The sequence below is a fragment of the Carnobacteriaceae bacterium zg-84 genome (genome assembly GCA_013874835.1).
Taxonomy (GTDB): domain Bacteria; phylum Bacillota; class Bacilli; order Lactobacillales; family Aerococcaceae; genus WM01.
Genome location: CP059430.1, coordinates 854858 through 868516, shown reverse-complemented (window position 1 = coordinate 868516; position 13659 = coordinate 854858). Strand labels below are relative to the sequence as shown.

General features: G+C 33.9%; 7 protein-coding genes. 6 read left to right on the top strand and 1 reads right to left on the bottom strand.

Annotated features, from left to right (window positions below):
- Position 1 precedes the first annotated feature (1 nt).
- Both glgA and H1220_04075 read left to right on the top strand, forming a co-directional pair.
- Positions 2 to 1429: a glycogen synthase GlgA gene (gene glgA, locus H1220_04080; GenBank protein QMI86531.1), complete on the top strand. Its 1428-nt coding sequence runs from the start codon at positions 2 to 4 to the stop codon at positions 1427 to 1429.
- 13 nt (positions 1430 to 1442) lie between these two features.
- A complete protein-coding gene (locus H1220_04075; protein ID QMI86530.1) occupies positions 1443 to 3842 on the top strand; it encodes a glycogen/starch/alpha-glucan phosphorylase in 2400 nt (799 codons plus the stop codon).
- A gap of 192 nt (positions 3843 to 4034) precedes the next feature.
- Here the strand turns inward: H1220_04075 and H1220_04070 are convergent, their stop codons facing one another.
- Complete coding sequence (locus H1220_04070; GenBank protein ID QMI86529.1) at positions 4035 to 4595, bottom strand: peptide deformylase; 561 nt, start codon at positions 4593 to 4595, stop codon at positions 4035 to 4037.
- A 148-nt stretch (positions 4596 to 4743) separates the two neighbouring features.
- Between H1220_04070 and uvrB the strand changes: the two genes are divergently transcribed.
- The 4 genes from uvrB (at position 4744) to H1220_04050 (ending at position 13563) form a co-directional block, all read left to right on the top strand.
- Entirely contained in the window at positions 4744 to 6726 is a 1983-nt protein-coding gene (gene uvrB / locus H1220_04065) for an excinuclease ABC subunit UvrB (protein ID QMI86528.1), read from the top strand.
- Positions 6723 to 7370, top strand: coding sequence for a YitT family protein (locus H1220_04060; protein QMI86527.1), 648 nt, complete (start codon positions 6723 to 6725; stop codon positions 7368 to 7370). The genes uvrB and H1220_04060 overlap by 4 nt, the downstream gene beginning before the upstream one ends.
- Before the next feature lie 53 nt (positions 7371 to 7423).
- Positions 7424 to 7696: a glutaredoxin-like protein NrdH gene (gene nrdH, locus H1220_04055; GenBank protein QMI86526.1), complete on the top strand. Its 273-nt coding sequence runs from the start codon at positions 7424 to 7426 to the stop codon at positions 7694 to 7696.
- Positions 7697 to 7890: 194 nt separating this feature from the next.
- Entirely contained in the window at positions 7891 to 13563 is a 5673-nt protein-coding gene (locus H1220_04050; GenBank protein QMI86525.1) for a discoidin domain-containing protein, read from the top strand.
- Positions 13564 to 13659: the final 96 nt, after the last annotated feature.

Genomic DNA, 13659 nt, shown 5'->3' with positions numbered 1-13659 from the left:
TATGAAGATATTATTTGCCAGTTCAGAAGTTGTGCCATTTTCAAAATCAGGTGGATTAGCAGATGTTGCGTATGCTTTGCCAAAAGAGCTTGCAAAACAAGGAATTGACATTCGTGTTGTCACACCATTTTATACACATATAAAACAAGTTTATAAAGATAAGATAAAAGACTTATTATGGTTTACAATAAAAGTTGGGCAAAAAGATTGCTATGTTGGTGTTAAAACCTTATACATGGATGGCGTTACCTATTATTTTATTGATAATTTAGATTATTTTGATCGTGGTATACTATATGGAGAGTGGGATGACGGAGAGCGCTTTGGTTATTTTTCACTAGCTGTTATTGAAATGATGCAAAAAATTGATTTTATACCTGATGTTTTACATGTTAATGATTGGCATACAGCTATGATACCTGCTTTATTAGTGGATAAATACCATTGGGTAGATGCATTTAAAGACATCAAAAAAGTATTAACCATTCATAATTTAAGATTCCAAGGTATTTATGATCCGATTGTGTTAGAAAGTATCTTTGATACATACTATACAATGTTGACAGATGATGGTGGAAAATACTATGATAATCTCAACTATTTAAAAGCAGGCATTAACTTTTCTGATGTTGTCACAACAGTTAGTCCAACTTATGCTAAAGAAATCATGACAAGTGAATTTGGCGAAGGGCTAGATGATGTGTTACGCCATAATTCTTGGAAAGTTACCGGTATTTTAAATGGGATTGACTATGAACTAAACAATCCTGAAACGGATACACATATTCCGTATCATTTTTCAAGTCAATCATTGGAAAATAAAACAAAAAATAAAACGAGTTTACAACAAGAACTAGGCTTACCTATTCGAGAAGATGCTCCTTTATTGAGTGCTGTTTCACGTTTAACCGATCAAAAAGGATTTCAACTTGTTGCACAAACATTAGAAGAAGTCTTACAACAAGATGTACAAGTCGTCATTTTAGGTACTGGAGATGCCGTTTTTGAAGAGGCGTTTATTCATCTTGCAAATAAATATCCACACAAATGTAGAGCATTGATTACATTTGATGTAAGTTTAGCACAGCGTATTTATGCAGGAAGCGATATATTTTTAATGCCGTCTGCTTTTGAGCCTTGTGGCTTATCTCAACTGATTGCATTAAGATATGGTACATTACCTCTTGTACATGAAACCGGTGGATTAAAAGATACAGTGATACCATATAATCAATTTACAGGTGAAGGTACTGGATTTAGTTTTTATGATTTTTCCGAGTACGTTTTATTAGATGTCATTTATCAAGCACTTTCTCTTTATTTTAATGAACCAGATAAATGGCAACAGTTAGTCAAACAAGCTATGTCACAAACATTTGATTGGGTCTTTCCTGCAAAAGCCTATATTGAGTTGTATCAAAAACATTAAAAAGGAGTAGAGAATGAATATCGAACAATTTGTTACTTTATACAAAAAAAGGTTCATTGATGTGTATGCCTATGATTACACACAAGGATCTAATGTAGAGCAATTATATATTTTATCGGATATTGTAAAGTCTATTATTAATGAAAATTGGGTGAAAACAAATCAACGTTATGAAAAAAATAAACAAAAACAAGTTTATTATTTTTCTATGGAATTTTTACCAGGACGTATGCTAAAAAATAATTTATTGAATTTAGGTTTATTAAAAACGGTAGAAAAAGGATTGCAAGATTTAAACTTAAATTTAGATGATTTAGCAAAAGCAGAAGTAGACCCAGCTTTAGGAAATGGAGGCTTAGGAAGACTAGCATCTTGTTTTATGGATTCGATTGCCTCAACAGGTTCGCCAGGACACGGCTGTGGTATTCGCTATCGTTATGGCTTGTTTAAACAAAAATTTGTTGACGGATATCAAGTAGAATTACCTGAAAACTGGTTACGTAATGGGAATTTATGGGAAGTTAGAAAAGAAAATAAATCGGTTATTGTTCGATTTGGTGGACGAGTAAATCTTGTACCAAATCATCAAGGACAATTAGAACCTCAGTATGAAGATACGTTAAATATTTTAGCTGTACCGTATGATGTTGCACAAGTCGGGTATCAAAATGGTGTGGTGAATAATTTACGTTTGTGGTCTGCTGAAATTCCTTATGGCGAAGAAGAGCATTTTAACTTAGAAAAAGAACGAGAAGAAATTAAGAAAATTACTGAAGTATTGTACCCAGATGATTCGAATTATGACGGTCAATTATTGCGTTTAAAACAAGAATATTTCTTCTCAAGTGCTGGTGTACAAAGCATTGTACGTTATTTTAAACACTTGAATTTACCATGGCGTGCTTTTCCAGATAAAATTGCCATTCATATCAATGATACACATCCAACGTTATGTATTCCAGAATTGATGCGTATTTTATTAGATGAAGAGCATTTATCCTGGGAACAAGCGTGGGAAATTACGAAAAATACAATTAGTTACACGAACCATACAATTTTACAAGAAGCCATGGAACGTTGGTCTTGTGATATGGTTGAAACATTATTGCCACGTATTTATCAAATTATTTTAGAAATTAATCGTCGTCATTTTGAAAAGAAAACAGCTATTTATGGCATTGAATTAACAACACGCACAGCTATTGTTTTAGACGGCCAAATTAAAATGGCAAATTTAGCTATTATTGGTAGCCATAGTGTCAATGGTGTAGCAAAACTACATACGGATATTTTAAAAAATGCTACATTAAAAGATTTTTATGAAATGTACCCATGGAAGTTTAACAATAAAACAAATGGTATTACACAAAGACGTTGGTTGCAACTTGCCAATCCAGATTTGACAGAATTACTTGATAAAACCATTGGTACCCAGTGGCATTTTAATCATACCGAATTAAAATTATTAAAAGCATACCAAGATGATAATGATGTATTGTATGCCTTACAAGATGTTAAACGTTTAAATAAAGAACGTTTTGCTAAATATGTTCTTGAGGAAAAAGGTATTGAATTACCAATAGATGCTATTTTTGATGTACAAATTAAACGTCTACATGCGTACAAACGTCAATTATTAAATGCTCTGCATATTTTATTACGTTATTTAACGATTAAAGAAAATCCAAATATTGATTATGTACCTAGAGTCTTTATTTTTGGGGCAAAAGCAGCACCAAGTTATACGTATGCTAAATCTATTATTAAATTTATCAATGCTCTGGCAGATCTTGTTAATAATGACATAGATGTGAATCATTTATTAAAAATTGTCTTTGTTGAAAATTATGGTGTTTCACTAGCAGAATTGATTATTCCAGCGGCAGATTTATCTGAGCAAATTTCATTAGCCGGAAAAGAAGCATCTGGAACAAGTAATATGAAATTGATGTTAAATGGTGCCGTAACGATTGGTACATTGGATGGAGCCAATGTCGAAATTCGTGACTATGTAGGTGCGGAAAACTTCTTTACATTTGGTATGTCTAATCGTGAAGTTGAAGCCTTTTATGAAAATGGCTCGTATAATGCACGTCATATTTATGAAACCAATCCAAAAGTTCACCGTGTCCTAAACGCCTTATTGGACGGTACAGTGCCACATACAGCACATGAAGGTCAAGAGATTTTTGACTCGCTTGTCACTTACAATGATGAGTATTTTGTCCTACAAGACTTTGAAAGTTATGTCATGACACAAGAAGAAGTGGATAGAGCCTACAAAGATAAAGAACGTTGGACAAGAATGTCCTTGCAAAATGTTGCTAATGCGGGGCCATTCTCATCTGACTATACGATTTTACGTTATGTTGATGAAATTTGGAATTTAAAGCCATACAAACGCCAACGTTAAACATATAGTGTTAGTGAAAAGAAATAAGTAATATTTTTGGAACTAGCCTAAAAGTCAATATCTATTTAAATGAACAGATTTGATTATACTCAAAAAGGCATGAAATCAACTCTTTAAACAGATTGATTTCATGCCTTTTTAGAAAAACAACCCTGACACAACTCTTTAAAAGTGTTGTGTCAGGGTTGTTCATTAGTCAATAATTGTCATATTTTCTAATTCTTTAAATGGTTCTGTTTCATTGATACGGTCATAAAACATAATCCCATTTAAGTGGTCGATTTCGTGTTGTACGACAATGGCAGGAAATCCTTTTAGTACCATGCTTTGCTTATTACCGTCTATATCAAAATACTCTAGTGTGATTTTTGAAAAGCGAGGGACATAACCGGGTACTTCACGGTCAACAGATAGGCAACCTTCTCCAGTTTTTAAACATGTTTGTTGGACAGAGTGTTTTATAATTTTAGGGTTAATCATAACCATATCTAAAATAAACGGATCATCTTCGTATTCTCCTGGAACAAGAAGTGCAATCATTTGTTTAGATACATTGATTTGTGGTGCTGCTAGTCCAACACCTGCACGTAATTCATATTTTTCAGCAATTTCTTCATTTTGGCTATTGTGTAAAAACTCAAGCATTTCTTTTGCGATGTCTTTTTCTTCTTGTGTTAGTGGAAAAGAAAGAGGTGCTGCTTTTTCTCTTAACGTTGGATGTCCTTCACGGATAATATCTTTCATTAGTAACATTCTATTCGCTCATTTCTAATTTATATTGATAGTATTATCATATTAAAAAATAAAAAATTTGTCTATTATTTTGCCATACAAGAAAATAGTCATTCTATGGATTGTATGATAAGATGTTACTGAATAAAGATAAGTTAGGAGAGAAGAAATGAGTGAGCATGTTTTTGAAGTAGTTTCTCCCTACCAACCAAGTGGCGATCAGCCACAAGCGATTAAAGAATTAGTCGCAGGTATCCAACAAGGGAAAATGGCACAAACACTATTAGGTGCCACAGGAACAGGAAAAACATTTACGATTGCTAATGTTATTAAAGAAGTAAATAAGCCAACTTTAGTATTGGCACATAATAAAACATTAGCGGGACAGTTATATAGTGAATTAAAAGAATTTTTTCCAAATAATGCAGTTGAATATTTTGTGAGTTATTATGATTATTATCAACCAGAAGCGTATGTTCCTTCTAGTGATACATATATTGAAAAAGAATCGAGCGTCAATGATGAAATCAATAAACTACGTCATTCGGCAACAAGTGCTTTAGTTGAGCGGAAAGACGTTATTATTGTTGCGTCTGTATCGTGTATTTATGGATTGGTTAATCCAGAAGAATATAAAAAATTCGTATTGTCGTTGCGTGAGGGACAAATTATTGAACGCGATGACGTATTACATCGTTTGATTGACATGCAATTTACACGTAATGATTTTGACTTTAGGCCCGGAACATTTCGTGTAAGAGGTGACAGTGTCGATATTTTTATGGCATCAAGAGATTCTCAAGCCATTCGTGTGTCCTTTTTTGGAGATGAAATTGATCGTATTCAAGAAATAGACGTGCTAACAGGAGATGTCAAAGCGACACGTTCTCATGTTGCCATTTTTCCAGCGGCGCATTTTGTTTCAAGTGAAGAACAAACCTTAAAAGCGATTGACTCTATTCGAGAAGAGTTAGAGGAACGCTTGAGTGAACTTCGTGCCGACAATAAATTATTAGAAGCACAACGATTGGAACAACGTACAAACTATGATATTGAAATGTTGCTTGAAATGGGTTATTGCAATGGTATTGAAAATTATTCCAGACATATGGATGGTCGTCAACCGGGAGAACCTCCTTATACATTATTAGACTTTTTCCCAGATGATTATTTGATTGTTATTGATGAATCACACATTACAATGTCGCAAGTTCGAGGTATGTATAATGGTGATAGAGCCAGAAAAGAACGCTTAGTTGAATATGGATTCCGATTGCCAAGTGCAGTTGATAATCGTCCACTGCGATTAGAGGAATTTGAAGACAGAGTAAATCAAATTATCTATATTTCAGCAACACCAGGGCCGTATGAATTGGCACAAACACCGACTGTTACCGAACAGATTATTCGTCCAACAGGATTACTAGATCCACCAGTCGAAGTGAGAAAAATCAAAGGACAAATTGATGATTTAGTGAGTGAAATTAACGAACAAATCGAAAAAGGTGGACGTGTTTTTATTACGACATTAACAAAAAAAATGTCAGAAGATTTAACGGATTATTTAAAAGATATTGGTATTAAAGTGAAATATTTGCATAGTGATATTCATACACTAGAACGAACAGAAATTATTCGAGATTTGCGTGTTGGAACATTTGATGTTTTAGTTGGTATTAACTTGTTGCGTGAGGGATTAGATGTACCCGAAGTGACCTTAGTAGCGATTTTAGATGCCGATAAAGAAGGATTTTTAAGAAGTGAACGTTCCCTTGTGCAAACGATTGGACGTGCTGCACGTAACGCTGAAGGAAAGGTGATTATGTATGCAGATAAAATAACGGATTCGATGCAACGTGCCATTGATGAAACGAATCGTCGACGAAGCATTCAACAAGCTTACAATCAAGAGCACGGTATTGTGCCAAAAACGATTAAAAAAGACATCCGCGACTTAATTGCGATTACGCAAGTGGCTGAAAAAGAAGTGGAGCATACGAAGTCTTACAAAGAAATGACTAAAGCAGAAAGAAAAGAGAGCATTCATCACTTAGAATTAGAAATGAAACAAGCTGCAAAAGAATTGAACTTTGAAAAAGCAGCAACATTGAGAGATATTATTTTAGAATTGCAAGCGGAGTATAAAATATGAGGGAAAACATCGTTAATTTTTTACTAACGATTCTATCAGTTGTGTTTTTAGGAATAGGAGTTAGTTTCAGCGTTAAAGCAGATATTGGATTAGGGAGTATTGATGCTTTTAATTTATCATGGTCGTATTTGACTGGTTATGATATAGGAACAATGACAACGGTGACAAATATGATGTGTGTTTTTTTACAAATTCTCATTTTAAGAAAAAATTTTAGGGTACGTCAGTTTTTACAAATTCCGGTATCTTTTGTATTAGGCATATCTATTTCCATGATATTAACCTATGTGCTGTCCCATATAACGATAACACATTATCCTTTTCAACTAATACTGGCAGTTATTGGTTACATCATTGCTGCAATTTCTGTTGGATGTATGATTGCTTTAAATTGTGTGAGTTCACCGATTGAAGCATTAGGATTAGTGTTGTGTGAGAAAGGGAATTTTAATTTTCGTCGTTTTAGACAGTGGTATGACGTCTGTTTAGTTGGTTTTGCTATTATTGTGTGTTCTATATTACAAGAGGCATTACCCATTCGAGAAGGCACAATTATCTCGATTTTGATGTATGCAAAAATTGCAAGTTGGGTAAGATATAAACTTGAACAAACTCATTTTATAAAACGTATTAGAATACAGTAAACACAATATTTAGTATATGTGAATATCATTTAGTTGCATATTTTGATAATTTCATGTATGATGTAACAGTATCGAAGAAAGATTGGAGAATTATAATGGGTAAATCTATTATTGTTTATTCAAAACCAAATTGCATGCAATGTCAATTTACAAAACAGTTTTTAGAAGAACATCAAGTTGATTTTATCGTGAAAGATGTTATGGAAAGTGACGAAGCAATGGCAGAAGTAAAAGATCTTGGATTTTCGTCATTACCAGTTGTCGTAATTGACGGAGAAGAGCCTTTTTCAGGATTTAGACCAGACCGATTAGAACAGGTTGTGTAAATAGTTATAAAAAGAGTTTAATCATTTATTTTTTGATTAAACTCTTTTTATTTGTTCAAAAAATATTTGACAAATTTACTATATTATATAATATAATAATATAGAGAATAAAAATTGTGTTTTTTAACATAAAAGGAGGGGGTTTATGAATTATTGTTTTTGAAAGTGTAAACGTTTAAAAAGGAGGGAAAAATATGGTGAACACTTTAAAAACTAAAAAGTATACTCGAACACTTTTTACTCTTAGTTTATGTTCTATGGTTTTAGCATCGGTAACGCTAATACAAAATTATCAAGCAGTGGGAGTTGAAATGACACAACCAACTACAACCTCTAATGAGGAGAATCACTATTTAGAATGGGTTTCTACATCTGCAATTAAAGGAAAAGCAACTGTAAAAGAACAGGAAGGTATTCGTTACAATGTATTGGAAGCGGTTAATGGGAACGATAACGGTACGAATATGGCTGTTTTTGAAAAACAAGGGTTGCAAGTTGATGAAGAGGGAAACGTTACAGTGGGGCTAACTTTTGTTGAAGAATCAGAAACAGGTCATGGTCGTTTTGGTGTGTTATTACGCCATAAAGATGCTAATAATCATATTTTTGTTGGATATGATAAAGAAGGATGGTTTTGGCAGTATAAAGCACCTGGCGTTGATAGATGGTATCAAGGTTCAAGGATTGCAGCACCTGCTAAAAATTCAAGAAATGAATTAGTTGTCAGCTTAAAACATGATGGACAATTAAATGCAACTGTAAATGGAAACGCTGTTATTAACACAGAAGTTGTGCCACAGAATGTGTTAGATGCTTTACAAGATAGTCGAAAAGTGGCGTTAAAAGTCGGTAAATTTGGTGATCAAGTGACTAAGGTAGCCATTGTAACAGACAATCAAGAAAATGTATCTACACAATCAGATAATGGAAATGTCCCAGTAGGAACATCTATTACTGAAGTGGATAATCAAGCAAATTATGATACATTAACATCTGGTACGCTTGATGTAAAAGTAGATCAAGCATTTCCACGTATTCGTGAATATAAATTGGGAGATGAGCGATTACAAGGACAAGTAACAGCAACAAATACAGTACGTATCAACGGGCATGACATAACACCACAAGTAGCTTATTCTAAAGTGGATAATGACAAAGCTATTTATACGATGACACTGAAATCAGAAGCAGATTTGATTGATGCTGTTATTAAAGTTCAAATAAAAGTAGAGAATAATATTGTTCACTATGATGTGATTGATATTGAGAATCATTATGAAGTTGTTCCAGAGCAACAAATAGATGATGTTAGAAAACTTATTCAAACGATTGATATACCGGGGTACTTTGTTTCTGTATCAAGTGAGAATGCACAATCTAGTTTCTCAGGAGCTAGAATGTCTGTCAATACACATGAAAAAGGTGATGTGTACTATCGTCCATCAGAATTAAAAACAGCAGAAGATTTTGAAAGAGGATTTATGTATGGTTTTGTATCAGACAATCATTTAGCTGCTGGTGTATGGAGTAATTCACAATATAGTTCTGGTGGTGGCGGTAATGATTATACACGTTTGCGTGTTTCAAAACATAATGCTGACTCACAAGCATATATCGGTATTGGTAGTTCACCATTCATTTATCAAAAAGCACATGATAACAAAGTATATCATGAACGTACTTTTGTGTTGCCAAGTGCAAAAATAGTTGTCACAAAAGATAGAAATAACGACCAAGTTGTTGATTGGCAAGATGGAGCCATTGCTTATCGTGATATTATGAATAATCCAGTAGGATATGAAAGTGTGCCAGATTTGGTAGCATATCGTATCGCTATGAACTTTGGATCTCAAGCACAAAATCCATTTTTAATGACACTGGATGGTATTAAAAAAATTGCTTTACATACAGACGGTTTAGGACAATCTATTTTATTAAAAGGATATGGTAGTGAAGGTCATGACTCAGGTCATTTGAATTATGCAGATATTGGAAAACGTATTGGTGGAGCAGAAGATTTTAAAACATTGATTGCCGAAGCAAAACCATTTGGTGCGAAATTAGGGATACACGTCAATGCATCAGAAACATATCCAGAATCTCTTTACTTTTCAGAAGATAGATTGATGAAAACAGCTAGCGGTGAATATAGTTATGGCTGGAACTGGCTAGATCAAGGTATCAATATCAACGCTGCTTATGATATGGCAAATGGACGTGCTAATCGTTTCAAAGATTTGAAAAATGTTCTTGGAGAAGGTCTAGATTTTATTTATGTGGATGTTTGGGGTAATGGACAATCTGGAGATAATAATGCATGGGCAACACATATGTTGGCAAAAGAAATCAATGAATTAGGTTGGAGAGCTAGTTTTGAATGGGGTTATGCAGGTGAATATGACTCAACATTTCAACATTGGGCAGCCGACTTAACGTATGGTGGATATCGCTTGAAAGGTATCAATAGTGATATTGTAAGATTTATTCGTAATCATCAAAAAGATTCATGGGTAGGAGATTATCCTTCTTATGGTGGTGCTGCCAACTATCCATTACTTGGTGGATACAGCATGAAAGATTTTGAAGGTTGGCAAGGAAGAAGTGATTATAGAGGATATATTACAAACTTATTTGCCAATGATGTCATGACAAAATATTTCCAACATTTTACTGTATCGAATATGACTTTAGGACAACCTGTGTCCATGACTGATAATGGCTCTACCTATTCTTATACACCAGAAATGTCTGTAACATTAACGGATCCACAAAATAATCAGCTCGTTATTAACAGAAAATCAAATAATGTTTCTAGTGCTGAGTATAGACAACGTACCGTTTCATTAAATGGACGTATGATTCAAGATGGTTCTGCATATTTGGTACCTTGGAATTGGGACGCAAATGGGCAACCATTGCCACAAGAAAAACAAAAAATGTACTACTTCAATACACAATCAGGTGCAACACAGTGGCAATTACCAGATGATTGGCAAGTAAGTCATGTTTATTTATATAAACTAACAGACTTAGGAAAAGTAGAAGAAAAACAAATTCCTGTACAAAATGGTGCTATTCAATTAGATGAATTATCAAATCAACCGTATGTACTATATCGTACGCCACAACAAAATATAGACGTTTCTTGGAGTAGTGGCATGCATCTTGTCGATCAAGGGTTTAATAGTGGTTCATTAAGTCAATGGACAATTTCTGGAGATACAGCATCTGCTGAAATTGTACGTTCTCAAGGAGATAATCCAATGTTACGCTTGTCAGGAAATCAAGAATCAGTTTCTTTAACACAACGTTTAACAGGACTAAAACCAAATACAACTTATGCGGCATATGTAGGCGTAGACAATAGAAGTGATGCTAAAGCCTTTATTCGTGTGAATACAGGAGAAAAAGAAATTGAAAATTATACGAAACATTCTATTGCTTCTAACTATGTTAAAGCTTACGCACACAATACATTGTCACAAAATGCAACAATAGATAATAAAAGTTTATTCCAAAATATGTATGTTTACTTTACAACTGGAGATAATGTCGATAATGTGACATTAACATTATCAAAAGAAACTGGAGATGGGGCAACTTATTTTGATGATATTCGTATTTTTGAAAATCAATCCGCTATGTATAATGAATCACATGATTCAACATCAAAAACCGTCTTTAAACAAGATTTTGAAAATGTTGCACAAGGTATTTTCCCATTTGTCATTGGCGGTGTCGAAAATGTTGAAGATAATCGTACACACTTATCTGAAAAACATGAACCATATACACAAAGAGGTTGGAATGATAAAAAAATCTCTGATGTTATTGAGGGAAATTGGTCATTAAAAACAAATGGGTTGAGTGGACGGAATAAATTGGTATATCAAACCATTCCACAAAACTTTAGATTTGAAGCTGGTAAAACATATCGTGTGTCATTTGACTATGAAAGTGGTAGCGATAATACGTATGCCTTTGTTGTAGGAAATAGAGCTTATGAAAATCCAAATACGTTAGAAAAACAAACACCACTGGAGAATACATGGGTAAATAGTGATACCGCAAAACATGCATCATTCCTTGTAACAGGAGATGAATCTGAAAACACATGGATTGGTATTTTATCAACAAGTACAGCAGGAGATACAAGAGGCGACGCAGGAAAAGCTGTTAACTTTAAAGGATATAATGACTTTATGTTAGATAATTTGATGATTGAAGAAATCGAATTAACTGGAAAAATGCTCATTGATAATTATCTGAAAGAACATTTACCAATTCCAGAAGGTTATACAGTAGAAACATTAAATGCTTATAAAGAAGCGTTATTTGCATTGAATTTAGTGCCTGAAACAATTACGCTTGATGAGGCACGTGCTGTTATTGCAAAAGTGGATGATGTGTACAATGCTCTTGAACCGGAAGAAACAGTGATTACACCAGAAGATATTGAAAGTGCAGATGCTCCTTCACAAAGTGGCGAAGACATTATGCGTGCATTTGACGGAGATTTATCAACAATATGGCATACGCCATGGAGTGAAGTGGCGATCAATAGACCTGTGACGATTGTATTAAAAGAACCTAAAGATATTACAGGTTTTGTTTATACTCCACGTCAATCAGGAAGTAATGGTAATTTAAGAAATGCGACACTTGTTGTGACAGATGATAAAGGTCAAGAGCATACTTACTCAGCAGAGAATTGGGCGAATAATGCTGAAGAAAAATGGTTAGAATTTGGTGAAACCATTAAAGCGAAAAAAATTGTTTTAACGGGGACATCATCTTATGGAGATTCTGAAAATACATTCCAATCAGCAGCAGAACTGTACTTCTTACTTCCTGAAAAAGAAAAACCAATACTTGATGAAACACCTTATACAGAAGCACTTGAAAAAGCGGGAACCTTATATGGTGTAGAAGATAAAGTGAATCGTATTAAAGAAGTATTTGCTTATGCGAAAGAACATCAGTTATTAACACCAGCAACATTGAATTACTTAGTTGAAGCATTAACGAAATTAGAATCTATTCCTGATTTTGTGACGAATGGTATGCATGTGACAGTAAAAGAAGATACCGACGGAAAAAAAGTCGCCATATTTGAAGATGATGACAAAGATACAGAGGCAACTGTTCGTATTCCTGTATCTGGTTTAGCAAATGATGTATATGCATTTGTTGTGAAACATTTGGCAAGTGAAGTCGTTGACTTAAAACCAGAAGATCATGATCTTTATGACATGTATTTTGTCGATAAAAATGGAGAGAAAAAACAAATTAAAGAATCAGCAGATGTAACTATTCCAGTAACAAGAGAAGTTGAGCATGTGTATCATGTTTCAGAAACCGATAAACGCACACTTGAAGAAGTACCGTTTACGATGAATGAAGAAAAAACAAGTGTTACTTTCCATGTTGAACACTTTAGTCATTATGCAATTGCATATAAACCAATACCAAAAGATGAAAGTTCAACAACGACAACGACAATGACGAGCACGTCATCCACAACTGAGACGACTACGGAAACAACAACACAAACAAATACAGAAACAACAAGTTCTCAGGTATCAGCAACACAAACAGAAAAAGTGACGACAACAACACAAAAACGTCCAAGTGAAAATGCTGATGCTGAATCTAGTGTTAGACAAGAAAAACCTCGTATTTCTATTTCTATTCGTCACACAACAGCATCTGATAAAGAATCACCAAGTCAACAAGGGGAAAAACCAGTAGGGAAACATTTACCGAATACAGGGGATGCGTCTACTTCAATGATTACTATTGGACTTATTGGCACTATTGTCGGTACAGTAATGAGTATCGTATCTAAAAAACGAAAAGCAGAATAGTAGTAAAGAATATCAATCACACAAGATAGCGTCTTGTGTGATTGGTTATCTCTTTTGATATAGAGCGCATATGAAAGAAACATTATATAGAATTAG